Source organism: Mesorhizobium sp. CU3 (assembly GCF_006442965.1).
Taxonomy (GTDB): domain Bacteria; phylum Pseudomonadota; class Alphaproteobacteria; order Rhizobiales; family Rhizobiaceae; genus Mesorhizobium.
In genome coordinates, this window is sequence record NZ_VFWX01000002.1 from 361,942 (window position 1) to 384,496 (window position 22,555).

22 protein-coding genes and 1 riboswitch are annotated in these 22,555 nt (G+C 63.3%); of the genes, 14 read left to right on the plus strand and 8 right to left on the minus strand.

The window, feature by feature from the left end; genetic code table 11:
• Position 1: 1 nt before the first annotated feature.
• The 11 genes from FJ988_RS31350 (at position 2) to FJ988_RS05240 (ending at position 9,683) form a co-directional block, all read left to right on the plus strand.
• Positions 2–2,029: a DUF2817 domain-containing protein gene (locus FJ988_RS31350; RefSeq protein ID WP_140815684.1), complete on the plus strand. Its 2,028-nt coding sequence runs from the start codon at positions 2–4 to the stop codon at positions 2,027–2,029.
• Between the two features lie 71 nt (positions 2,030–2,100).
• Positions 2,101–2,898 (plus strand): transporter substrate-binding domain-containing protein, encoded by a 798-nt coding sequence (locus FJ988_RS05195; protein ID WP_140815685.1) that lies wholly within the window; start codon positions 2,101–2,103, stop codon positions 2,896–2,898.
• 106 nt (positions 2,899–3,004) lie between these two features.
• Positions 3,005–3,712, plus strand: coding sequence for an ABC transporter permease (locus FJ988_RS05200; RefSeq protein WP_140815686.1), 708 nt, complete (start codon positions 3,005–3,007; stop codon positions 3,710–3,712).
• A 4-nt stretch (positions 3,713–3,716) separates the two neighbouring features.
• Positions 3,717–4,442, plus strand: coding sequence for an ABC transporter permease (locus FJ988_RS05205; RefSeq protein ID WP_140815687.1), 726 nt, complete (start codon positions 3,717–3,719; stop codon positions 4,440–4,442).
• A 33-nt stretch (positions 4,443–4,475) separates the two neighbouring features.
• Positions 4,476–5,603, plus strand: a complete 1,128-nt coding sequence (locus tag FJ988_RS05210; RefSeq protein ID WP_140815688.1) for an S-(hydroxymethyl)glutathione dehydrogenase/class III alcohol dehydrogenase — start codon at positions 4,476–4,478, stop codon at positions 5,601–5,603.
• A 66-nt stretch (positions 5,604–5,669) separates the two neighbouring features.
• Complete coding sequence (gfa, locus tag FJ988_RS05215; protein ID WP_140815689.1) at positions 5,670–6,239, plus strand: S-(hydroxymethyl)glutathione synthase; 570 nt, start codon at positions 5,670–5,672, stop codon at positions 6,237–6,239.
• A gap of 65 nt (positions 6,240–6,304) precedes the next feature.
• Positions 6,305–6,772 (plus strand): YaiI/YqxD family protein, encoded by a 468-nt coding sequence (locus FJ988_RS05220; RefSeq protein WP_140815690.1) that lies wholly within the window; start codon positions 6,305–6,307, stop codon positions 6,770–6,772.
• A 27-nt stretch (positions 6,773–6,799) separates the two neighbouring features.
• Positions 6,800–7,477, plus strand: coding sequence for a DUF1345 domain-containing protein (locus tag FJ988_RS05225; RefSeq protein WP_140815691.1), 678 nt, complete (start codon positions 6,800–6,802; stop codon positions 7,475–7,477).
• A 100-nt stretch (positions 7,478–7,577) separates the two neighbouring features.
• Positions 7,578–8,459, plus strand: coding sequence for a cytochrome b/b6 domain-containing protein (locus FJ988_RS05230; RefSeq protein ID WP_140815692.1), 882 nt, complete (start codon positions 7,578–7,580; stop codon positions 8,457–8,459).
• Between the two features lies 1 nt (position 8,460).
• Positions 8,461–9,252 (plus strand): molybdopterin-binding protein, encoded by a 792-nt coding sequence (locus FJ988_RS05235; RefSeq protein ID WP_140815693.1) that lies wholly within the window; start codon positions 8,461–8,463, stop codon positions 9,250–9,252.
• The gene (locus FJ988_RS05240; protein ID WP_140815694.1) at positions 9,252–9,683 is read left to right on the plus strand and encodes a GNAT family N-acetyltransferase; all 432 of its coding nucleotides are present in this window, start codon (positions 9,252–9,254) and stop codon (positions 9,681–9,683) included. Before FJ988_RS05235 ends, FJ988_RS05240 begins: the two co-directional genes overlap by 1 nt.
• Here FJ988_RS05240 and FJ988_RS05245 read toward each other — a convergent pair.
• A complete protein-coding gene (locus tag FJ988_RS05245; protein WP_140815695.1) occupies positions 9,680–10,684 on the minus strand; it encodes a hypothetical protein in 1,005 nt (334 codons plus the stop codon). The genes FJ988_RS05240 and FJ988_RS05245 overlap by 4 nt on opposite strands.
• A gap of 249 nt (positions 10,685–10,933) precedes the next feature.
• Positions 10,934–11,020, plus strand: a riboswitch (glycine riboswitch).
• A gap of 150 nt (positions 11,021–11,170) precedes the next feature.
• Between FJ988_RS05245 and gcvT the strand changes: the two genes are divergently transcribed.
• Genes gcvT through gcvP form a run of 3 tightly spaced genes read left to right on the plus strand, consistent with a single transcriptional unit; the run spans position 11,171 to position 15,473 of the window.
• The gene (gene gcvT / locus FJ988_RS05250) at positions 11,171–12,271 is read left to right on the plus strand and encodes a glycine cleavage system aminomethyltransferase GcvT (protein ID WP_140815696.1); all 1,101 of its coding nucleotides are present in this window, start codon (positions 11,171–11,173) and stop codon (positions 12,269–12,271) included.
• A gap of 6 nt (positions 12,272–12,277) precedes the next feature.
• On the plus strand, positions 12,278–12,646 hold the full coding sequence (gene gcvH / locus FJ988_RS05255) for a glycine cleavage system protein GcvH (protein ID WP_095815249.1): 369 nt from the start codon (positions 12,278–12,280) through the stop codon (positions 12,644–12,646).
• A gap of 16 nt (positions 12,647–12,662) precedes the next feature.
• Positions 12,663–15,473 carry an aminomethyl-transferring glycine dehydrogenase gene (gcvP, locus tag FJ988_RS05260; RefSeq protein WP_140815697.1) on the plus strand — a complete coding sequence of 937 codons (2,811 nt, stop codon included), beginning with the start codon at positions 12,663–12,665 and terminating at the stop codon, positions 15,471–15,473.
• 131 nt (positions 15,474–15,604) lie between these two features.
• On the opposite strand, the gene FJ988_RS05265 is transcribed toward gcvP, so the two are convergent.
• From FJ988_RS05265 to FJ988_RS05295, 7 genes are all read right to left on the minus strand, one after another.
• Positions 15,605–16,768 (minus strand): GGDEF domain-containing protein, encoded by a 1,164-nt coding sequence (locus tag FJ988_RS05265; RefSeq protein ID WP_140815698.1) that lies wholly within the window; start codon positions 16,766–16,768, stop codon positions 15,605–15,607.
• A 163-nt stretch (positions 16,769–16,931) separates the two neighbouring features.
• Positions 16,932–17,414 (minus strand): hypothetical protein, encoded by a 483-nt coding sequence (locus tag FJ988_RS05270; protein ID WP_140815699.1) that lies wholly within the window; start codon positions 17,412–17,414, stop codon positions 16,932–16,934.
• 282 nt (positions 17,415–17,696) lie between these two features.
• A complete protein-coding gene (locus FJ988_RS05275; protein ID WP_140815700.1) occupies positions 17,697–18,659 on the minus strand; it encodes a type II secretion system F family protein in 963 nt (320 codons plus the stop codon).
• A gap of 1 nt (position 18,660) precedes the next feature.
• Positions 18,661–19,626, minus strand: coding sequence for a type II secretion system F family protein (locus tag FJ988_RS05280; protein WP_140815701.1), 966 nt, complete (start codon positions 19,624–19,626; stop codon positions 18,661–18,663).
• A 4-nt stretch (positions 19,627–19,630) separates the two neighbouring features.
• Entirely contained in the window at positions 19,631–21,052 is a 1,422-nt protein-coding gene (locus FJ988_RS05285) for a CpaF family protein (RefSeq protein WP_140815702.1), read from the minus strand.
• Positions 21,049–22,263 carry a response regulator/pilus assembly protein gene (locus tag FJ988_RS05290; RefSeq protein WP_140815703.1) on the minus strand — a complete coding sequence of 405 codons (1,215 nt, stop codon included), beginning with the start codon at positions 22,261–22,263 and terminating at the stop codon, positions 21,049–21,051. The genes FJ988_RS05285 and FJ988_RS05290 overlap by 4 nt, the downstream gene beginning before the upstream one ends.
• A gap of 13 nt (positions 22,264–22,276) precedes the next feature.
• On the minus strand, positions 22,277–22,552 hold the full coding sequence (locus tag FJ988_RS05295; protein ID WP_140815704.1) for a hypothetical protein: 276 nt from the start codon (positions 22,550–22,552) through the stop codon (positions 22,277–22,279).
• Positions 22,553–22,555 lie beyond the last annotated feature (3 nt).

Sequence of the window (22,555 nt, forward strand, 5' to 3'; positions counted from 1 at the left end):
AATGGCGAAACTGAATGTATCAGGCGAATTGGCCCCGCAAGCCGCTCGCCCTGGAACACGCCCCGATCATGCGCCCCAGTCTTATGCCGTGACCTTCTCGGCAATGCGCGAAAGCTTTCGCCGGGCCGCACAGCGCGCCGGTGCCGAACTGTCCGAATTTGTGCATCCGCTGAACGGGCCGGATGGGAAGACCTTGGCGACGGATGTCGCGTTGCTGGGACGTCGGGGCGCCGCGAAACTGATTGTGCTCATCTCCGGCACGCATGGCGTCGAGGGGCCGTTCGGCTCGGCCTGTCAATCCGCATGGCTCAGCCAGAAGACCCCCTGGAAACTGGACGAGGACACGGCGGTCCTGGCGATCCACCTGATCAATCCCTGGGGAGCCGCGTGGTCTCGGCGTGTCAATGAGGACAACGTCGATCTCAACCGCAATTTCGTCGACTGGTCGGCCGGCAACCCACCCGAGAACAACGGCTATGCCGGCCTCCACGACGCAATCGCATACCGGGACTGGGAAGGTCCCGACCGCACGGCCGCGGACGAGAAACTGGCCGTCATCCAAAAAAGGCTAGGTCAAACGGGCCTGGAGGCCATCGTCGCGGCCGGTCAATATGAGTTCGCCGATGGGCTCTACTATGGCGGCGCGGGGCCCGTCTGGTCCAATCGCACCTTGCACGAAATCCTGCGAACCTTTGCCGCCGACGCGCGTCACGCAATCGTGTTTGACCTGCACACAGGCGCCGGTCCTTATGGTTACCCCGCCTTGCTCTCCGTCGCCAGTTCCCAACATCCAGGCCTCGCCTGGGGCGCGTCTGTTTTCGGCCCTGCCCTTGCCAGCATCATCACCGGACCCGGCGCCACGACCAACACCGGCATCGCTGCGACCGCTGCCGGCTATATCTCCGACACGGTGGTCAAAGCACTGCCGAATGCGCGCGTCCTGCCGCTCGTCATAGAATGCGGTACGCTGGACAGCGCTGCCGTCATGGACGCGGTGCGCGCCGACAATTGGCTGCATCTGTCGGGCAGGATCGAGTCTGCGATCGGCAAGCGGATCAAGGAAACGCTGCGCGGAGCCTTTATCCCGGACGATCCGGACTGGCAGCGGACCTGCCTGTCTAGCAGCTTGCGTTACCTCGACCGTGCGCTGGCGGCACTTCAAGCCGTCGATATGGCGAAAGACCGAACCAGCGAAGCGATCCAGACGCCGCAGGCTTCCCGGTTGAACCTGGTCGGCAATACGCCGGCGGCTTCGGTCGAGGCCGCGACACCGGCCGTACAGATCGAAGACCTTCACAAGAGCTTTGGCTCCCTTCTCGTCCTGAAGGGCGTCAATCTCAGCGCACACGCTGGCGAAGTGATCTCGATGATCGGCTCATCGGGCTCCGGCAAGAGCACGTTTTTGCGTTGCATCAATCTGCTGGAACAGCCGGATGGCGGCAGAATCTCCATCGACGGCGAAGTCATCAAGATGAAACAGCTGTCGACCGGACGTTCGGGCCCAGCCGACATGGCCCAGGTCGAGCGAATTCGCGCCCGTGTGGGGATGGTGTTCCAGAGCTTCAATCTCTGGCCGCACATGACGGTGCTGGAAAACATCGTCGAGGCCCCCCGCCATGTCCTGAAGGAACCTCGCGATAAGGCCGTAGACCACGCGCACGCCTTGCTGAAGAAGGTCGGGCTCTCCGACAAGCATGCCCATTACCCCGGCCAGTTGTCCGGCGGACAGCAGCAGCGCGCGGCGATTGCCCGCACGCTTGCGATGCGACCCAAGGTCATCCTCTTCGACGAGCCGACATCGGCGCTCGATCCGGAACTGGTCGGAGAGGTACTGCGGGTGATCCGCCAACTGGCGGAAGAAGGCAATACGATGATCCTCGTCACGCATGAGATGCAGTTCGCGCGCGAGGTCTCGCACAAGATCCTGTTTCTCCACCAGGGAAAGGTGGAGGAGGAGGGAGCACCGGCGGAGCTGTTTGGCAGTCCGCGCTCGGAGCGTCTGCGCCAGTTTCTGGCCCGTACACTGTGAGCAAAACCCTCGAGCCTCCCGCCGGTGCCGGAAAGGCCGAGCCCAATGAACATCAAAAAGGGGAACTGAAAATGAAACTGAAAGTCTTGTCGTTGCTCGCTCTTCTCGTGGCAGGCACGAGCAATGCGCTTGCCGCCGAAGGCGAATTGTCGATCGGGACAGAGGGCGCCTATCCTCCTTGGAGCATGTCCGACGCCAACGGCAACGTCACCGGTTTCGACGCCGACGTGGGCGCCCTGCTCTGCACCAAGCTCGCCGTGAAATGCCATTTCGTCGTGCAGGCGTTCGATGGCCTCATCCCGGCGCTGAAGGCGAAGCGTTTCGACGTCATCATTTCCGGCATGTCGATCACCGCCGACCGCAAGAAGGAAATCAACTTCAGCGTTGGTTACGCCGAACTGGCCAACATGTTCGTCGCCCCCAAGGGCTCGGATCTCACGGGGATCACCGACATCGATACGCTGTTGAAATCGCTTGCCGGCAAAAAGGTCGGTGTACAGGCCGGAACGACCCATGCGCATTTCCTCGAAAAGCGCGCGCCGGATGCCGACCTGAAGACCTACGACACGCTCGACCAGATGCAGATCGATCTCGCCAGTGGGCGTATCGAAACGGCTTTCGCCGACAAATCTGCGCTGCAGGACTTCCTTGACAAGCCGGATGGCAAGAACTTCCAACTGGTCAATGTCGAGATAAAAAGTAGTGCCGATCCGACTCTTGGCGAGGGCGTCGGCGTTGGCATCGCGCAGGAAAACACGGAACTCAAAGCCAAGATCGATAAGGCCTTGTGCGAACTGATCGCCGATGGCTCGGTCGGCAAGGCCAGCCAGAAATGGTTCAAGACGGATATTTCCCGTCCCTGCAACTGACGCGGCTTGAATCGCGGCACCGCATGCGCCAAGCAGGCGCATGCGGTGATGGCGGACAGCCGTTTCGAACTCCCGTCATTCTCATTCTCCGGATCAAGGCAGTCAGATGGAATTCGGCCTGTTGCAGTTTTGGGAAGCCGGCTGGGTGCTTGCCATCCTGCGGGGCGCGGCGGTGACGGTTGCTGTCGGCCTCTTCAGCATGGTGGCCGGCATCATCATCGGTATTGTCTGCGGCCTCATCAAATGGGCCAAGATATTTCCGCTTTCGCTTCTGGTGGATGGTTACACCTCGGTCGTGCGCGGCGTTCCTGAACTGCTCGTCATCTACCTGCTTTTCTTCAGCTCGGTCGAATTCGTGACCAGGATCGTCACCGCTTTCGGCTACACCCAGGCGGCGGAAAGCGGCTATGCCTTCGTCATCGCGGTCATCGCCATCGGCGCGATTTCCGGCGCCTACTCGACCGAAGTCGTGCGCGGAGCGCTGGCATCGATCCCCGATGGGCACATCGAGGCCGCCCGAGCCCTCGGTCTTTCCGGTCGTCGCATTTTTCGCCGCATCATTGCTCCGCAAATGCTGCGTATCGCAATTCCCGGTATAAACAATGTCTGGCAGACTACTATCAAGGATACGGCTCTGGTCTCGGTCGTAGGGCTTCAGGAGCTCTTGCGCATCTCCTACATCGGCGCGAACTCCACCCGGCATCCCTTCATCTTTTACCTGATAGCCGGCGGTGTCTATCTGATCATCACGCTTGTCAGCCAGGCCGGCTTCGACAGGGTTGAGCGTCTGGCCCGCCTCAGGACGAGAGGGTAGAAAAATGGACCTTATCCAGCTCGCGGTTCCAGTTCTCCTCAAGGGCCTTTGGGTAACGGTCGCACTGACCCTGATCTCTGTGCTCATAGGCTTCAATCTCGGCCTGGGATTGGCGCTGATGAGATTGTCGTCGAACGCTTTCCTGGCCGGATTTGCCAAATATTACAGCAACATGTTTCGCGGAACTCCGTTGCTGGTTCAAATATTCATATTCTACTACGGGCTTGGCGAGATCGGCCTCGTCAGAGACAATGCGCTGCTATGGTGGGTGATCAGCGACGGTTCACGATGCGCCGTACTGGCGCTGGCGCTCAACACCGCCGCCTACACGTCCGAGATCTTACGCGGAGGCCTGATGTCAGTGCCGCTAGGCCTTGTCGAGGCGGCACAGGCTTGCGGCATGTCACGGCTTTTGCGCTTTCGCCGCATCGAATTTCCGCTGGCGATCCGCCAGGCCCTCCCGGCCTACGGAAATGAGCTTATTCTTGTCGTCAAGGGCACAAGCCTAGCCTCTACGATCACCGTGCTCGAAATCACCGGCTACGCCAAGCGGCTGATGAGCCAGACCTTCGCGATCTTCGAGATATTTGCCATCGCCGGGGTACTGTATCTGGTTGTCAATCTGGTGTTAATTGCACTGATCCGGTCGGTGGAACGCTACCTGATGAGACACGAAGCCCAATCCAAACGCGTATCCCGACCGCAATTGGACCAGTCCGCAGCGGCTTAGTCACGGCGCATCAAGTCTGGGAGGAAGTGCCTCATGAAAACGCGTGCCGCCGTTGCTGTCGCCGGCGGAAAGCCGCTGGAGATCATGGAGGTGGACCTCGAAGGGCCGCGTGACGGCGAGGTGCTGGTCGAAATCAAGGCGACCGGCATCTGCCACACCGACGAGTTCACGCTGTCAGGCGCCGATCCGGAAGGCCTGTTTCCGGCCATTCTCGGCCATGAGGGCGCCGGCGTTGTGGTCGATGTCGGCAAGGGCGTCACCTCGGTCAAGAAGGGCGACCATGTCATCCCGCTCTATACGCCCGAATGCCGCCAGTGCCCGTCCTGCCTGTCGCGCAAGACGAATCTGTGCACCGCGATCCGCGCCACGCAGGGGCAAGGCTTGATGCCGGACGGCTCGTCGCGCTTCTCGATCGGCAAGGACAAGATCTTCCACTATATGGGCTGCTCGACATTCTCCAACTTTACCGTGCTGCCCGAGATCGCGCTGGCCAAGGTCAATCCGGACGCTCCCTTCGACAAGATCTGCTATATCGGCTGCGGCGTCACCACCGGCATCGGCGCGGTGATCAACACGGCAAAGGTCGAACAAGGCGCCACCGCTGTCGTCTTCGGCCTCGGTGGCATTGGCCTCAACGTCATCCAGGGCCTGAAGCTTGCTGGCGCCGACATGATCATTGGCGTCGATCTGAACAACGACAAGAAGCCCTGGGGCGAGAAGTTCGGCATGACGCATTTCGTCAATCCGAAGGAGATCGACGGCGACATCGTCCCTTACCTGGTCAACATGACCAAGCGCGGCGCCGACCAGATCGGCGGCGCCGACTACACTTTCGACTGCACCGGCAACACCAAGGTGATGCGCCAGGCGCTCGAAGCCTCGCATCGCGGCTGGGGCAAGTCGGTCATCATAGGCGTCGCCGGCGCCGGCCAGGAGATCTCGACCAGGCCGTTCCAGCTGGTCACCGGCCGCACCTGGATGGGCACTGCCTTCGGCGGCGCGCGCGGCCGCACCGACGTGCCGAGGATCGTCGACTGGTACATGGAGAAAAAGATCCAGATCGATCCGATGATCACCCATACGTTGAAGCTGGAGGACATCAACAAGGGCTTCGATCTCATGCATGAGGGCAAGTCGATCCGCAGCGTCGTCGTTTACTGAAGCAATGCCACCAGGCCGCCGGCCGATCGCCCGCGACCTCTGTGGTCAACATGGGAGGAAGTAGGAATGGCTGAAAAACTGCATCATTCGATCGATAATGGCCTGCCCAAGGAAAGCGCGAGCTTCTCCGGCGGCACGCTGGTGTGCCTCTGCACCAGCAAGCCGGTGAAGGTGAAGGTCAAGGGCCAGATCGCCCACAACCACGCCTGCGGCTGCACCAAATGCTGGAAGCCCGACGGCGCTACCTTCTCGGTGGTGGCCGTTGCCGGCACCGGCGACGTCACTGTCACCGAAAACGGCGACAAGCTGAAGGTGGTCGATCCGGCAGCGCTGATCCAGCGCTTTGCGTGCACCGGCTGCGGCGTCCACATGCACGGTCCGGTCGAGCGCGACCATCCCTTCAAGGGCCTGACCTTCATCCATCCCGAGCGCTTCGAGGAGGATGGCTGGTCGCCGCCGGGTTTCACGGCCTTCGTCTCCTCGATCATCGAATCCGGTGTCGATCCGAAACGCATGGACGGTATCCGGGCGCAATTGAAGTCAATCGGGCTCGAACCCTATGACTGCCTGAATCCGCCGCTGATGGACTATATCGCCACCTGGACGGCGAAGAAGTCCGGCGCGCTGGCGGCCTGACAAATCCGGAATTTCATGCGAAAGGGCCGGCTGATGTCGGCCCTTTCGTGCATTTGGAGAAACGTTTGCCCGCGCCCATCATCTACGTCGATGCCGACGCCTGCCCGGTTAAAGCCGAAGTGGAGAAAGTTGCCGAACGCCACGGCGTCGTCGTCACCTACGTCTCCAATGGCGGCTTGCGCCCGTCGCGCGATCCGATGATCCGCAACGTCGTCGTCTCCAAGGGCGCAGACGCCGCCGACGACTGGATCGTCGAGAACGCCAGGGCCAACGACATCGTGGTGACGGCCGATATCCCGCTTGCGGCGCGTACTGTGGCGCTCGGCGCGCATGTCCTGGGTCCGACCGGACGCCCGTTCACACCGGAAACCATCGGCATGGCAGTGGCGATGCGCGATTTGAAGCAGCATCTGCGCGAAACCGGCGAAAGCCGCGGCTTCAATGCCTCCTTCACGCCAAAGGACAGGTCGAACTTCCTCGGCGAGTTCGACCGCATCTTGCGGCGGGCGCTCAAATCCGTCACACCGGACTGATCCGAACGCCTTTCAGGGGGCCGGTCCATGGGCGATGACACGCCCCTCAAGACGCCGATGCATCGGCATATGCAGTTCGCTCTCGCTTTTGCCATCGGCATTGTCGCGCTGCTGCTTGCCTTGCTGCTGCACGCGCCGCTTCCCTACTCGATCGGCGCCAATGTCTTCTTCGCGGCCTACATCGCACTCGTGCTTGCCCTGATGCCGAGGCTTAGCGGCCGCTACCTCAGCAAGAACGCGCGCGCCACCGACATGCCGGTGCTGCTGATCTTCGCCGTCACGCTCTTCGTCGTCGTTGCGGCCATCGTCTCGCTGTTTATTTTGATCAACCAGAAGGACGCCGCCCACCCCTGGCAGCTCGGCTTCGCAATGCTGTCGATCCCGCTCGGCTGGTTCACCATCCACACCATGGCGTCGCTGCACTACGCGCATGTCTATTGGCAGGACGGCGAGGATATCGACCAGAAAACCAAGAAAAAACTACCGGTCGGCGGCCTGGATTTCCCGGGCGACAAGCGGCCGGAAGGCTGGGATTTCCTCTATTTCGCAACTGTCATCGGCATGACCGCCCAGACCGCCGACACCGGCATCACCACCTCGCATATGCGCATGGTCGTGCTGGTCCATTCCATCCTGTCGTTCTTTTTCAACACGGTGATCGTCGCGGCGGCGGTCAATCTCGCGGTCAGTCTCGGCGCTCCGTAATAAAAACGTGATCGCATGAAACATCGCTTTGCCTGACCGCGTATTGGGAGGAAGAACGCGACGCCGGAAAGCGGCGAGCGATGCACGGCCGGAGAAGAAGATGGAAGCCATTGCCAGCAACGAGCCGGTAGTCGAAACCAACAAACCTGTGCCGAAAAACGGGCCGCTCATCTACCGGCAGTCGGGCTGGACGCGCTTGACCCATTGGCTCTGGGCGTTCTCGCTGTTCTTCATGCTGCTATCCGGCCTGCAGATCTTCAACGCACGGCCGCAGCTTTACATCGGCAAGCAGTCCGGCTTCGAATTCCACAACACCATTTTAGAGATTGGCGCCGAAAACACCGCGAACGGTCCGCGCGGCTTCACCGAGATCTTCGGCCACCGCTTCGACACCACCGGCGTGCTCGGCTGGTCGGGGCCGCCCGGACAGGAGACGCAGCGCGCCTTTCCCTCCTGGTTGACGATCCCGTCCTACTACGATCTCGGCACCGCCCGCGTCGTGCATTTCTTCTTCGCCTGGGTGCTGACCACGACCCTGCTGATCTGGCTGATCGCCGGGCTGATCAACGGCCATATCCGCCGCGATCTGGCGCCGCGCGTCGATGATTTGCGCAAGCTGCCGCGCGACATCGTCGACCACGCGAAGCTCAAATTCCACCACACCCGCGAATACAACACGCTGCAGAAAATGGCTTATGGCGGCGTGCTCTTCGTGCTCTTGCCGCTGATGATAATCACCGGGCTCGCCATGTCGCCGAGCATGAATTCGGTGCTGCCCTGGCTCAACGAAATCCTCGGCGGCAGGCAGACGGCGCGCACCATCCACTTTACCGTCATGCTGATGCTTGTCGGCTTCTTCATCATCCACATCCTGATGATCCTCGCCGCCGGCCCGATCAACGAGCTGCGCTCCATCATCACCGGCTGGTACCGCACCGACCCGCCCGCCAAGCACGACCAGCCGACCGAAAGGAGCGCCTGACATGGCCAAGTTCCAGATCAGCCGCCGCAAATTCTTGACCGCAAGCAGCCTTGGCCTGTCCGGCATCGCGCTGTCGGGCTGCGACGCCTTCGACAGCGGACTCGGCATTGGCGGCGGCTTGCGCAGCTTCCTCGAAAACGCCAATGGGCTGACTTACCGCGCTCAGCGCCTGCTCGCCGGCCGCGACGCGCTGGCACCCGAATTCACCGAGGCCGACATCCGCCAGCCGCAGCGGCCGAACGGCGTCACCGCGCCTGACGACGACACCTATAAGGGCCTGCTTGCCAACAATTTCGCCGATTGGCGTCTGGAGGTCACCGGCCTCGTCGAAAAGCCTCTCTCGCTCAGCCGCGAGCAGTTGCAGAACATGCCGAGCCGCACCCAGATCACCCGCCACGACTGCGTCGAAGGCTGGAGCTGCATCGCCAAATGGACCGGCACGCCGCTGTCGCTGGTGCTCGACCAGGCCGTGGTTAAGCCGCAGGCGCGCTACGTCATGTTTCACTGCCTCGACACGATCGAGCAGAGTCTTTCCGGCGACATCAAATATTACGGGACGATCGATCTCATTGACGCCCGCCATCCGCAGACGATTTTGGCCTATGGGCTCAACGGCAAGCCGTTGCCGGTAGAGAACGGCGCGCCGCTACGGGTTCGCGTCGAGCGCCAGCTCGGCTACAAGATGCCGAAATATCTCTACAAGATCGAACTGGTCGATAGCTTCGCCAATGTCGGCGGCGGCCGCGGCGGCTACTGGGAAGACAATGGCTACGACTGGTACGGCGGCATCTGATGGCCCCGCGCGTGCAGGCCGAGCACGATCTCGCTTCAGACGAACTGGCCGAGCTTGAGGAACGGCTCAACAGCGACAACCGGCGTCTGACGGCCCGCAACGATGATCGAAGCCTCGTCTATGTGCTGCGGGACGACGCCGGCCAAGTAGTCGGCGCCGCCGCCGGTTATTCCTGGGCCGGCATCGCCGAGCTCAAGCTGATGTGGGTCGATGAAGCCTGCCGAGGTCTTGGCTATGGCAGGAGCCTTCTCGATGCCTTCGTTGCCGAGGCGACCAATCGAGGCGCAAGGCGCGTCTGGGTTTGGACGCACGACTTCCAGGCGCCCGACCTCTACGAAAGGGCCGGCTTCCAGCGCATGGCCGAACTGGCGGGATGGCCCGAAGGCCATTCCAACATCATCCTGTGCAAGACGCTTGCAGGAAACGCCTAGGCCACCTTATCCAGCAGCGGCTTCAGCGCCGGATGTATCTGCGGCGAAGCGTGCTTGATCAGCGTCAGCAGCGCGCGCTCGTTGTCGCGCAGCGGGCGTTGGCCGTCGCCCACGCGCTCGGCCAGCCACTTCGCCTCGCTGGCGTCGATAGTCTCGGCGCGGCGGGCAAGCGCCTCGGAAGCGCGGTTCCTGGCTTCCCATTCGGCTTCGATGTCGCCGGGCGACTGATAGGCTTCGCGGATGCCGGCGAGCCCGCCCGACACCATGCGGCTGAAGAAGCCGCCCAGCGTCGGCGCCGCCTCGTCGAGGAAGTTCTCGTGGCGCAAAGCGACCTCGCGCGTCGGCGGCTCGTAGCCGGCCGAGCACATGACGTAATTGGCGATCGCCTTGACGAAGAGGTCGTTCCAGGAAGGGTCGTTGCTGGCCGCCGCGGTGCGGTCGTTGATCCCGAACAGGATTTCCGCCTCGGCCTTGGTGATGGCGATGTTGCCTTCGCCGCCATAGGCGTAGAGGATGCGGCGCAGGAGATCGACCTCGGCCTTGGCGATCAGCCCCGGCACCAGCGCGCCGCCGAGCATCAGCGGCCCTTTGCCGTCGATCACCGCATGGGCGACCTGCTCCAGCGCATAAGCCGAAAGCTGGCTCGGCGAGGATTTGGCTTCCTCCAGCACATGCACCAGAAGCTCGAGCTCGGTGCGGCTGTCGACCATGCCGTCGCGCGAGATGGTGCGCACCAGCCAGTCGGCATTCTCCTGCGAAATATAGCCTTCAGGCTTTTCCTGGTGGACGATGTAGTCGCTCACCGCCTCGACGAAGAACGGCGCCCATTCCTCGCATTTGTCGCGCGCCGTCTGATCGAGCGCGAAAAGCGCTTCCGTCTCGCCGCGGCTCACCACGCCGTCGGCGAACACTTCCCGCCGCAGCATCGTCACATCTTCGGCCGTGATTCGACCCTTCGAGGTCAGCCCCGCCACCGGAGCGCTCATGATCAATTCGCCCATCTGCCGTCCCTGCCCTGTCGCCTGTTGCCGGCGAGCCTTTGTTGTCCTGCCGGTTTATCAGCATTGTCTTGAGAAACCGGCAAATGGCTTGGTTAGCGAAGCCTTGTCGGCGCGCGCCTCAAGGTGCGTCGAGATTCAGGTCAGGCCGGCCTCACCTGAATATCGATGCACCTTTGATGTCGCAGGGAGGTGACAAGGTGTCGCCGACGGGCTATGGATGGCGCGTCGAGGGCTCAGGTGACTGAGTCCTACCTGTTTGCGGGAGAGAACAGCGAAAGCTGTCGCCGAAGGGGAAATCGCCCGAAATCTCTCAGGCAAAAGAACCGTGGACGGGAAAGACAACTCTGGAAAGTCGGGAATCTTCCCGCGCCGAAGGTGTAAGCGCCGCTGACAGAGCTCCGGCTGCGCGAGTCTCTCAGGCTTCAGACAGAGGGGCACGACTAGGCCGCCAGGTGGCGGTCGATTGCGTGCGACTCTGGAGAAGACATGACGGGCGAAGACACCAAACACCTACCCCTCGAGGATTTGCATAACGCCGCAGGCGCGCGTTTCGGCGCCTTTGCCGGCTGGTCGATGCCGCTGACCTACCCGGCCGGCGTGATGAAGGAGCATCTCCATACGCGCGAGCATGCCGGCCTGTTCGACATCTCGCATATGAAGCTGTTCGTCGTCAGCGGCCCGGGCGCGGCGGCGCTGCTCGACCGCGCCTGCCCGCTCGATGCCGGCGCGCTCGATATCTCGCAATCCAAATACACCTTCTTCCTCAACGAGGCCGCCGGAATCATCGACGACCTGATCGTCACACGCCTCGGTGACGACCGCTTCATGGTCGTGGCCAATGCCGGCAATGCGGTCGAGGACGAAGAGCACCTCACGGCGCTGGCCGCGGATTTCGACGCCAAGGTCGAGCCGCTCGACCGCGTCTTCCTGGCGATCCAGGGGCCGGATGCCTGGGCCGCCCTTGCGCGCGCCGGCATCGAGACCGGCACGCTTCTGTTCATGCATGGTGTCGAGCCGCGGCCGAACTGGTTCATGAGCCGCTCAGGCTATACCGGCGAGGACGGTTTCGAGATCGGCCTGCCGCAAGCGGACGCCCGCGATCTCGTCGCCAAGCTCCTGGAAGACGAGCGCGTGCAGTGGATCGGCCTTGCCGCCCGCGACAGCCTGCGCCTCGAGGCCGGGCTCTGCCTGCACGGCCAGGACCTTTCCCCTGAGATCGACCCGGCTAGCGCCGGACTGATGTGGGCGATCCCCAAGGAGCTCCGCACTTCCGGCCATTTCATCGGCGCCGATGCGTTGCGCTCGATCCTCGAGCGCGGCGCCGCACAAAAACGCGTCGGCCTGAAGCCCGAGGGCCGCCAGCCGGTGCGCGCCGGCGCAGCGCTGGTCGATGCCGACGGCCATCCTGCCGGCCACGTCGCTTCCGGCGGCTTCGGCCCTTCGGCGGGCCACCCCGTCGCCATGGGTTACGTCAACGCCCCGCTCGCCAAGCCCGGCGCAAAACTCTTCGCCGACGTCCGCGGGACGAAAATCCCGATCGACGTCGTCTCCCTGCCCTTCACCCCACACCGCTACCGCAAAGGATGATTTCCGATGGCAAAGACCTACTTCACTGAAGACCATGAATGGCTGCGCGTCGAAGGCGGCGTCGCCACCGTCGGCATCACTGATTATGCGCAGGAGCAGCTCGGCGATCTCGTCTTCGTCGAACTGCCGGAAATCGGCCGCAAGCTCGCCAAGGGCGACACCGCCGTCGTCGTCGAATCCGTCAAGGCGGCTTCTGACGTCTACGCGCCGGTCGACGGCGAAATCACCGAAGCCAATGGCTCGTTGTCGGCCGACCCGTCGCTGGTCAATTCGGCCGCGACCGGCGACGGCTGGCTCTGGAAGATGAAGCTTTCCAACGAAAGCCAGCTCGATGGCCTCATGGATGAGGCCGCCTACAAAGCCCATATCGGCTGACACCGGGATTTTGGACATGACCGCAGCACTCACTCCCTTCTCGGCCCGCCACATCGGCCCGGGCGTCAATGATGTCAGAGCCATGCTTGCCGTGCTCGGCGTTCCGTCCGTCGAGACGCTGATCAGCCAGGCCGTGCCAAGGTCGATCCGCCTCGACCAGCCGCTCAACCTGCCGGCGGCGGCCAGCGAAGCCGAAGCATTGGGCGAATTGTCGGCGATCATGGCCAAGAACACCGTGATGAAGAGCTTCATCGGCGCCGGCTATCACGGCGTCTTGGTGCCGCCGGTCATCCAGCGCAACTTGTTCGAGAACCCGGCCTGGTACACGGCCTACACGCCCTACCAGGCCGAGATCAGCCAGGGCAGGCTGGAAATGCTGTTCAACTTCCAGACCCTGGTCGCCGAGCTCACCGGCCTGCCGGTGGCGTCGGCCTCGCTGCTCGATGAGGCCACCGCGGTCGCCGAAGCCGTCGGCATTGCGCTGCGCCATCACCGCGACAAGCGCACCAAGGTGGCGATCGCCGGCACGCCGCATCCGCAGACGCTGGACGTGGTGCGCACCCGCGCCGAGCCGCTCGGCATCGAGGTCGATGGCGAGACGATCGACGAAAACACCGCAGCCCTGCTGGTTTCCTGGCCGGACACTTTTGGCGTCTATGGCGACCACAAGGCGGCGATCGACAAGGCCCGCGCCACCGGCGCGCTGGTCGTCTTCATCGCCGACCCGCTGGCGCTGACGCTGACCGATGCGCCCGCCGCCCTTGGCGCCGACATCGCCGTCGGCCCGATGCAGCGCTTCGGCGTGCCGATGGGCTTTGGCGGCCCGCACGCCGCCTATTGCGCCGTCTCGGATAAGCTCACCCGTTTGATGCCCGGCCGCCTCGTCGGCCAGTCGACCGACACAAAGGGCCGCCCGGGCTACCGGCTGGCACTGCAGACGCGCGAGCAGCACATCCGCCGCGACAAGGCCACCTCCAACATCTGCACGGCGCAGGCGCTTTTGGCCAACATGGCGACGGCCTATGCGATCTGGCACGGCCCAAGCGGGTTGCAGGCGATTGCCGGGCAGATCCATGGGCTGGCCCACCGGCTGGCTTCCGGGCTCGAGGCGGCGGGCGTCACGGTGCTCGGCGCGGGCCGCTTCGACACCGTGACGGCGGAAGTGAAGGGCAAAGCGGCTTCGATCGCCGGCGCCGCCGAAAAGACCGGACGGCTGCTGCGCGTCATCGATGCCGACCATGTCGGCGTCGCCTTCGACGAGACCTCCACGGAGGCCGATCTCGAAGCGATCGCCGACCTTTTCGGCGCCAAGCCTGGCGCGGCGGGAGCCGGCTCCATGCCTGGCAAGCCGCGCGGCAAGACGTTCCTGACTCAGCCGGTTTTCCACGAAAACCACTCCGAAACCGAGATGATGCGCTTCCTGCGCCGGCTGGCCGACAAGGACCTTGCGCTCGATCGCACCATGATCCCGCTCGGATCCTGCACCATGAAGCTCAACGCGGCCGCCGAGATGATGCCGGTGAGCTGGCCGAGCGTCGCCAATCTCCACCCCTTCGCGCCGGCCGGCCACTCGGCCGGCTACCGCAAAATGGTCGACGACCTGGAGGCCTGGCTGTCGGAGATCACCGGCTTCGATGCCGTGAGCCTGCAACCGAATGCCGGCAGCCAGGGCGAATATGCCGGCTTGCTCGCCATCCGCGCCTATCACCGCGCGCGCGGCGAAGGCCATCGCACCATATGCCTGATCCCGTCCTCGGCGCATGGCACCAATCCGGCAAGCGCGGCGATGGCCGGCATGAGCGTCGTGGTGGTGAAATGCCTGGACGACGGCAACATCGACATGGACGATCTGCGCGCCAAGGCAAACGAGCATTCGAAAAACCTTGCCGCGCTGATGTTCACCTACCCCTCGACGCACGGCGTCTATGAGAAAGGCGCGCGTCATCTGTGCGCACTCATCCACGAGCATGGCGGCCAGGTCTATTTCGACGGCGCCAACCTCAACGCGCTGGTCGGCCTCGCCCGCCCCGGCGACATCGGCGCCGACGTCTGCCACATGAACCTGCACAAGACCTTCTGCATCCCGCATGGCGGCGGCGGTCCGGGCGTCGGACCGATCGGCGTCCGCGCGCATCTGAAGCCTTATCTGCCGGGACATGTCACCGAGGGCTCGGCCCATGCCGTGGCGGCCGCCCCGTTCGGCAGCGCCTCCATCCTGCCGATCACCTGGATGTATATCCGCATGATGGGCGGGTCCGGCCTGAAGCAGGCGACCGAAACGGCGATCGTCTCGGCCAACTATGTGGCGACCCGCCTCGCGCCGCACTTCCCGCTCCTCTACAAGGGCCGCAGCGATCGCGTCGCGCATGAGTGCATCCTCGACACCCGCGTGCTCAAGGACAGCGCCGGCATCAGCGTCGACGACATCGCCAAGCGCCTGATCGACTACGGCTTCCACGCGCCGACCATGTCGTTCCCGGTCGCCGGCACGCTGATGGTCGAGCCGACCGAGTCCGAACCCAAGCGCGAGCTCGACCGCTTCTGCGAGGCGATGATCGCGATTGCCGGCGAGGCCGAGAAGGTGGCGAAGGGCGAATGGCCGCTCGCCGACAACCCGCTGGTCAATGCCCCGCACACCGCGGCGGAGACGCTCGCCGGCGATTGGAAGCACCCCTATTCGCGGCTTGAAGCAGCCTACCCGGCGGGTGACGCCGATCTGTCGGCAAAATACTGGCCCCCGGTGTCGCGCATCGACAATGTCGCTGGCGACCGCAACCTGGTCTGCTCCTGCCCGCCGCTGTCGGAATATCTCGGCGCCGCCGAATAGAGCAATTCCAGGAAAAGTGTGAGCGGTTGGGCTCGGCGACTTCGCCGTAGCCTTCCGTCCGGAATTGCGTAAGACAAAGAGATAGAGCGTTTGACCGTTTCCGTGAAAACGCTCTATCCCGCTGACGTTCTTCAGGCGGTTTTCAGGACCAGCCCCGCATCGGGCCGGTTTTGGACAATGACGCGGTTGCGCCCACCGCGTTTGGCCTCGTAGAGCGCCGCGTCCGCTTCCGCCAGCACCTCATCCAACGGCCGGCCGGCGGCATTGCCGAAGCCCATGCCGCCGCTGACGGTGCTGCGCAGCGGGCCGAGATGAGTGGAGACGATTTCGGTGCCGAAGGCGACGCCGATCCGGCTTGCGGTGTCATGCGCTTTCTCCGGCGTCATGCGCGATAGGACGAGCGCGAACTCTTCGCCCCCCAGCCGGAACGCGTCGACCCCGGTGCGGCCGTATTTCTTGACCACCGACGCGAAGCGGCACAGCACCAGGTCGCCGACCGGATGCCCGTAAACGTCGTTGGTTCTCTTGAAGTGGTCGAGATCGAACATCGCGATCGCCATGAACGGACCGAAGCTTCGTTCGCCGAATAGCGTGGTCAAGGCGCGCCGGTTCATCAACCCGGTCAGCGGATCGGTCATGGTCTCGGCCTTGAGTTCGAGATGCGCCTGCAGATGATGCAGCGACAGCGTCAGCGCGCCCAGCACGGTCATGCAGGCAACCGACACGACGGAATTCAGCCGCTCGGCCCAATTGTCGGGCGCGCCCCCGATCGTCCACTGCCCGTTGACCAGAAGAACGGCGCCGCAAAGCGCGAAGGACAGACCGCAAACGCCGCTCAGCAACGAGACGACGAGCAGGATCCGGCGATCGTGGTCTCCCTCCATCCAGAACATCGCCCCGATCGCCGCAAGCAGTGCCGTCACCGTCGAATAGGTGATCAGGAAGCCGACGCCGTCAAAACCGAGATAGGTGACCAGGGCGCAGAGCGCCATTGCCGCCAGCGCCGGCACGATAGCGCGACGATAGTTGCGTACGCCGAGATACTGCATTGCCGACAGGCAAATGACGAGGAAACCGACACTTAGCAGCGCCAGCACGATCTGGCAGAGCCAGGGGCTGGCCTCCTTGGTGTAGCGCCAGAACAGCACGACATGGGCGACGAGCACGAGGATGCCGCATGCGACAGTCGGCACGAACCGTGCGCGTGGCGCGGTGAACCAGATCGCAAACATGGTGACGCTGAGGCATGTGCCCGACAGCGCCGCCGCAAGCAGAAGCGAGCTGAAATCCAACATCGGTTAAGAACAGCCTCTTGGGAGTTGCCGTCTGCTCAATGTATGCTGCCGCTAGCCTGAGCAAACCGTTTTCGGCAGATGCCCCGGGGCTACCTCGGCACAGGGTTTACAAAGCGTCGATATGCCCGCTGAAATCCGGCGACGATGCACGCAAGCGAACGGATCAGCCCTTGTCGAGCAGCGCCAGATTGGCGTTGACCACTGTCGGGTCGGCCATGCCGGCCCTGGCCTCGAGCAGCAGCGCGCGCGCCTTTTTCTTGTTGCCGCGCAGGAGCTGCGAATAGCCCATATTGTTGACGATCTGCGGCTTGCGCCCGGCGACCTTCAGCAACTGCGCGTAGGCGCGGTCGGCGAAGTCGAAACGGCCGAGTTCGTCATAGGAAGCGGCAAGCCCCATCCAGGCCTCGGCATTGTCGGATTTGAGCTCGACCGCCTTGCGGAAATGCTGTTCGGCGAGGCCGAAATTCGCTTCGCGGAATTGCGCCTTGCCCTCCGTCAGATCGTCCGCGCTGACATCCTTGGCCACCGGCTGGATCGCGGTGGTCTTGGTGTTGTCGACGCTGTTGCTGGCGTTGTTGGTCGTACAGCCCGTGATCATCAAGACGGCTGCCAACGCCACCGCTGCCTTGGGAAATCTCTGACGCATGCCCCTGCCCCATCGCCCGATTTGCCGGGTCGTTCTTCAGGAAAGGAGCCTACAGGAGAGCGATTAAGCTTCGGTGCCGAAATGCAGCTAAATTTCGGTTGCGCGCCAAGAATGCATTAACCAGCGCCATACTTGGATTCAGGTCAGGCCGAGTCGGAGTCGAAGACGGGCGCGAAGCGACCAAACTGGGTGGATTTCGAGAACCGGAGCGGAGCGTACTTAAAGTACGTGAGCACCGGAAGCGCAGGAAGCCGCCATTTGCAGGCCGGCCTCACCTGAATCCTAGTGCGCCGTCAGCTTCACGATGATCGGAATAATGGCGACCATCAGCACCACCGGCAGGATGCAGACCGTCACCGGCACCGACATCTTGGCCGGCAAGGCATGCGCCTTCTCCTCGGCCAGCGACATGCGCTTGTGCCGCATTTCGTCGGAAAAGACGCGCAGCGAGCCCGACAGGCTGGTGCCTAGCTCCTTGGACTGCTGCAGGAGCGTGGCGAAGGAACGCACCTCGTCGAGGCTGAGGCGGTCGGCAAGCGCCTTCAGCGCGTCGTCGAGGCTGCGGCCGGCGCGCAATTCCAGCGACACCAGCACGAGGTTCTGGCTCAGCGACGGGTATGTCCTGGCGAGTTCCCTGGAGACCCGCTCGATGCCGGCCTCCATGCTCATGCCGGCATCGGAGCATACGATCATCAGATCCATGAAGTCGGGAAAGCCGTTGCGGTACTCCCGCATCTTCTCCCGCACCTTCTGTGTCAGCACCAGGCCCGGCAGAAAATAGCCGCCGGCCCCCGAAAGGATCACGAACGCCCAGCGGCTGGTCATGGTCGAATCGGCGCTGGCCGCCCAGCGATTGACGAGGAACGCCCCAAGTGCCGCACCGATCAGCGTTGAGAAACGGATCAGGAAGAACATGCCGACGGCGCGCGGCTCCATATAGCCGGCCTGGATAAGCTTCATGCGCAGCCTTGCGACATTTTCCGGGTCGCTCTTGGCATAGAATTCCTGCGCGCGTTTCAACGCCTTCTCGCGCACGACATTGGTGTTCTTCTTCGGCGCCGGCTCGGCCTGCTCGGCCGGCTGCATCACCTCGACCTTCAGCCGGCGCTTGACCTCGCCGCGGTCGCCCCTGGCAAGCACCAGCGGCCAGGCGACCGCGCCGCCGCCCAGCACCAGAAGCACCACGGCCACCGGCATCATCGATGTCGGCGCGAGCGAAGCGAGAAAGCGGATGATGTCTTCCATCTCAGAACCTGAAATTCGACATCTTGAACATGATGGCGTTGCCGAGCATCAGCCAAAAGATGGAGCCGCCCAGCATGTACCAGGTCTTCGGCACGTCCCAGACATCGCGATAGAACTGCGGCATCAGCACCATGATGGCGGTGAACAGAAGCACCGGCACCGCGGTCAGGATGTAGGCCGACATGCGCCCTTCCGTCGAGATGGCGCGCACCTTGCGGCGCAGCTTGCCACGGTCGCGGATCGTCACGGACAGACCGTCGAGGATTTCGCGTAAGTTGCCGCCTGAGCTGGTCTGGATCGACACCGCGGTGACGAACAGCGGCAGGTCCTCATGGCCCACCCGGTCGAACAGATTGTTCAGCGCCGAGACCAGATCCGAGCCGTAGGTCACTTCGTCGGCGACGACGCCGAACTCGGTGCCGATCGGATCGGCCATTTCGCGCGAGACCATGGCGATCGCCACCGGCACCGGATGGCCGGCCTTGAGGCCGCGCGTGATCAACTCCAGCGCCTCCGGCAATTGCATGCCGAACCGCTTGTGCCGGCGCTTGCGCATCGAGCGCATGGCCATCACCGGCAGCACCGGGACCAGCACGAGAAACAGGACCAGGCCGTACAACAGCGACAAGCCCTTGAAGATCGCCGCCAGCGCTATCGCCGCGGCGATGCCCGAGGTGATCGTCAGGAACTTGGACTGCGGCATCACCATGCCGGACTGGGTTCGCAGCGTGCGGAAGCGGTCGAGCGAGAACATCGAGCCGCCGCCTTCCAGTCCGCGTTCCTTGCGCAGCTGGATCAGTACCTGTTCCTGGCTGATCTTGTTTTCCGCCAGCTTCATGCGGCGGTTGATCGCCGTGCGTTTGTCGCTGCGACCGGCATAGAGCAGAAACAGCCCCTCGGCGATCATGATGCCGGTGAGCGCCGCTGCGGCGTAGACAACATAGACGGGGCTGAATCCCTCGAACACCGGCCTAGTCCTGCGGCCGGCCGGGTTCGAAATACTTGCCCGGGAATTCGATGCCCATATTGCGCAGGTCCTCGAGGAAGCGCGGGCGGATGCCCGTCGCCTCGAAATGGCCGAGGATCTTGCCGTCCGCCTCCATGCCGGTGCGCACGAAGCGGAATATCTCCTGCATCTGGATGACGTCGCCTTCCATGCCGGTCACTTCGGCGACACTGGTCACCTTGCGCTTGCCGTCAGACAGGCGCGTCAGCTGCACGATGATGTCGATGGCGCTGGAGATCTGGCTGCGGATCGACTGCACCGTCATCGGCATGCCGGTCATGCCGAGCATCTGTTCGAGACGCGAGATGGCGTCGCGCGGCGTGTTGGCGTGGATGGTCGCCATCGAGCCTTCATGGCCGGTGTTCATCGCCTGCAGCATGTCGAAGGCTTCTTCGCCGCGGCACTCGCCGAGGATGACGCGATCGGGACGCATGCGCAGCGCGTTCTTGACCAGATCGCGCTGCTTGAGCTCGCCATGGCCCTCGATGTTGGCCGGGCGCGTTTCCATGCGCGCGACATGCGGCTGCTGTAGCTGCAGTTCGGCCGCGTCCTCGATGGTGATCAGGCGTTCGTCTTCCGGAATGAAGGCCGACAGCGCGTTCAGCATCGTCGTCTTGCCGGTGCCGGTGCCGCCGGAGATGATGGTGGTCTTGCGCGCATGCACCGCCGCCGCCAGCACTTCGGCCATGTTCTGCGTGATGGCGCCGAATTCGACCAGCTTGTGCAGGCCGAGCTTGTTCTTGGAGAATTTGCGGATAGACACCAGCGGCCCGTCGACGCCAACGGGGCGGATGGCGGCGTTGAAGCGCGAGCCGTCGAGCATGCGGGCGTCGACCATCGGCTGCGATTCATCGACGCGGCGGCCGACGGCGGCGACGATCTTGTTGATGATGCGCAACAGATGCGCCTCGTCCTTAAACGGAATGTGGACCTGCTGCAGCTTGCCGCGCTTTTCGACGAAGCAGTTCCGGTGGCCGTTGATCAGGATGTCGTTGATCTCGGGATCCTTGAGCAGCGGCTCGAGCGGGCCCAGGCCGACCATCTCGTCGACGATATCGTCGACCAGCCCGTCGAGTTCGGCGATGTTGATCGCCATGCGCTCCTCGCGCGTCTTTTCCGAGACGAAGTCGTGCACCTGGCGCCGCATCTCGTCCCTCGGCAGCCGCTCCAGCGCCACGAGGTTGATCTCCTCGAGCAGCATGCGGTGGATTCGCACGCGCGCGTCGAGCACCTTGTTGGTACTTTTCTGCTGCACGGCCTCGGGTTTCGGCGCGGTGGGCTTGCGGGTGGTCGGGATGATCACGGCGGCATGCTGGACGGGCGCCGGTTCGGGCGCCCGCTGCGGATGCGCGTCGCGGTTCTGCAGGTTGGAGAAGCGGGTATTCATCCTGCCTTCCTCTTGAGCAGGCCCTTGCCGAGGCCGAACAGCGACTTCGACTTGACCGTGGTCTGGACGGCTTCCTCGGGCAGGATGATCTTCTTCAGATCGTTGACGACATTGGCGTTCGGATCGATGTCGTGCAGCGGCACGCCGCGGTCGACGGCCTCGCGCACCAGCCTATAGTTGTTGGAGATGCCGCCGACGAAATGCTCGCCGAGAATGTCCTGGACATCGGCCTGCTTGATGCCGGTGTCGAACATCTTCTGCTCGAAGCGGTTGACGATGACGTTGGGCTTCACTTCCTTGCCGACAGTCTCATACACCGCCTGGATGAGACGCTGCGTGTGGCGCAGGCAAGGCACCGTCATCTCGGCCACGATATAGAGCTTGTTGGAGCCGAGCAGCACCGTTTCGGTCCAGGGAAACCAGGTGCGCGGCATGTCGATGACGACATTGTCGAAATAGGCCGCGACGAGGTCGAGCATACGCACCACGACATCGGTCTTGAACGAACGCATTTCGGACGGACGCGTTGGCGCGGCGAGCACGCAGAGCCCGCTCGCATGCTTGGACAGCATCACGTCCAGCAACTGCCGGTCGAGGCGCTCCGGTTGGTTCTCGATTTCGGTGATGTCGAAACGCGGTTCGAGGTCGAGATATTCGGCGCAGGCACCCTGCTGGAAGTTGAGGTCGACCACGCAGGTCGAGGCGCCGCGCGTCACCGAATTATGCAGTTGAAAGGCGGTCTGCAGCGCAAGCGTGGTGGTGCCGACACCACCCGCTGCCGGCATGAAGGTATAGATGTGCGATTCCGTGTTCTCTTCGCGCCCCGGACCTTGCAGCGCACGGATGACGGAACGCACGAGATCGGCTGTTGTGATCGGCTTGACCAGGAAATCGGCGACCTTGAGCTGCACCAGGATTCGCACCGCCGCCGCATTGAACTCCTGGGTGACGACAACCACAGGAATTCGTCCTTCGAGCCGGCGCATGACGCGCTGCAGCGACTCGATCTCCTCGAGCTTCGCTGCATCCATGTCGACGATGAGGGCGCCGAAATCCGCTTCGAGAACTTCGCCGCGAAGCTCGTTGATGCTCTTTTCCAGCGTCAGAAGCTCGATGATCTCGGAGGCGGCGAAAGCCGTCCGCGTTTCCTGCAAGAACGCCCTGTCCGTGGAGACAAGCAGGATCTTCTTGGTCTTGGTGCCAGATGCCATCGCCGTCAGCCCATCAGTCCGTTGTCGTTGACGATGATGATGTCGTCGACGGCGAAGAGGCGGCCTTCGCACCGACGGCAGCGGTCTCGGAACCCGGGCGCTGTGCCGGCACCAGAAGCCGGGTGTTCTGCACGCCGTATTTCCAGGGGTCGACCATCTGCATGACGGTGTTGGACGCCTGCGCGTTGCCTGCCGCCGGTGTCACCCCCTCGGTGCGGATATAGTCGTCGCTGGTGCAGCCGCCGGCGAAGCCGGTCAACAAGAGAACGATGCAGGAAGCGATGCGCATGGC

Excerpts from the sequence above, each read along its gene's own strand:
- FJ988_RS31350 (WP_140815684.1), top strand. The coding sequence starts at position 2 with ATGGCGAAACTGAATGTATCAGGCGAATTGGCCCCGCAAGCCGCTCGC.
- FJ988_RS05195 (WP_140815685.1), top strand. The coding sequence starts at position 2,101 with ATGAAACTGAAAGTCTTGTCGTTGCTCGCTCTTCTCGTGGCAGGCACG.
- FJ988_RS05200 (WP_140815686.1), top strand. The coding sequence starts at position 3,005 with ATGGAATTCGGCCTGTTGCAGTTTTGGGAAGCCGGCTGGGTGCTTGCC.
- FJ988_RS05205 (WP_140815687.1), top strand. The coding sequence starts at position 3,717 with ATGGACCTTATCCAGCTCGCGGTTCCAGTTCTCCTCAAGGGCCTTTGG.
- FJ988_RS05210 (WP_140815688.1), top strand. The coding sequence starts at position 4,476 with ATGAAAACGCGTGCCGCCGTTGCTGTCGCCGGCGGAAAGCCGCTGGAG.
- gfa (WP_140815689.1), top strand. The coding sequence starts at position 5,670 with ATGGCTGAAAAACTGCATCATTCGATCGATAATGGCCTGCCCAAGGAA.
- FJ988_RS05225 (WP_140815691.1), top strand. The coding sequence starts at position 6,800 with ATGGGCGATGACACGCCCCTCAAGACGCCGATGCATCGGCATATGCAG.
- FJ988_RS05230 (WP_140815692.1), top strand. The coding sequence starts at position 7,578 with ATGGAAGCCATTGCCAGCAACGAGCCGGTAGTCGAAACCAACAAACCT.
- FJ988_RS05235 (WP_140815693.1), top strand. The coding sequence starts at position 8,461 with ATGGCCAAGTTCCAGATCAGCCGCCGCAAATTCTTGACCGCAAGCAGC.
- FJ988_RS05240 (WP_140815694.1), top strand. The coding sequence starts at position 9,252 with ATGGCCCCGCGCGTGCAGGCCGAGCACGATCTCGCTTCAGACGAACTG.
- FJ988_RS05245 (WP_140815695.1), bottom strand. The coding sequence starts at position 10,684 with ATGGGCGAATTGATCATGAGCGCTCCGGTGGCGGGGCTGACCTCGAAG.
- gcvT (WP_140815696.1), top strand. The coding sequence starts at position 11,171 with ATGACGGGCGAAGACACCAAACACCTACCCCTCGAGGATTTGCATAAC.
- gcvH (WP_095815249.1), top strand. The coding sequence starts at position 12,278 with ATGGCAAAGACCTACTTCACTGAAGACCATGAATGGCTGCGCGTCGAA.
- gcvP (WP_140815697.1), top strand. The coding sequence starts at position 12,663 with ATGACCGCAGCACTCACTCCCTTCTCGGCCCGCCACATCGGCCCGGGC.
- FJ988_RS05265 (WP_140815698.1), bottom strand. The coding sequence starts at position 16,768 with ATGTTGGATTTCAGCTCGCTTCTGCTTGCGGCGGCGCTGTCGGGCACA.
- FJ988_RS05270 (WP_140815699.1), bottom strand. The coding sequence starts at position 17,414 with ATGCGTCAGAGATTTCCCAAGGCAGCGGTGGCGTTGGCAGCCGTCTTG.
- FJ988_RS05275 (WP_140815700.1), bottom strand. The coding sequence starts at position 18,659 with ATGGAAGACATCATCCGCTTTCTCGCTTCGCTCGCGCCGACATCGATG.
- FJ988_RS05285 (WP_140815702.1), bottom strand. The coding sequence starts at position 21,052 with ATGAATACCCGCTTCTCCAACCTGCAGAACCGCGACGCGCATCCGCAG.
- FJ988_RS05290 (WP_140815703.1), bottom strand. The coding sequence starts at position 22,263 with ATGGCATCTGGCACCAAGACCAAGAAGATCCTGCTTGTCTCCACGGAC.
- FJ988_RS05295 (WP_140815704.1), bottom strand. The coding sequence starts at position 22,552 with ATGCGCATCGCTTCCTGCATCGTTCTCTTGTTGACCGGCTTCGCCGGC.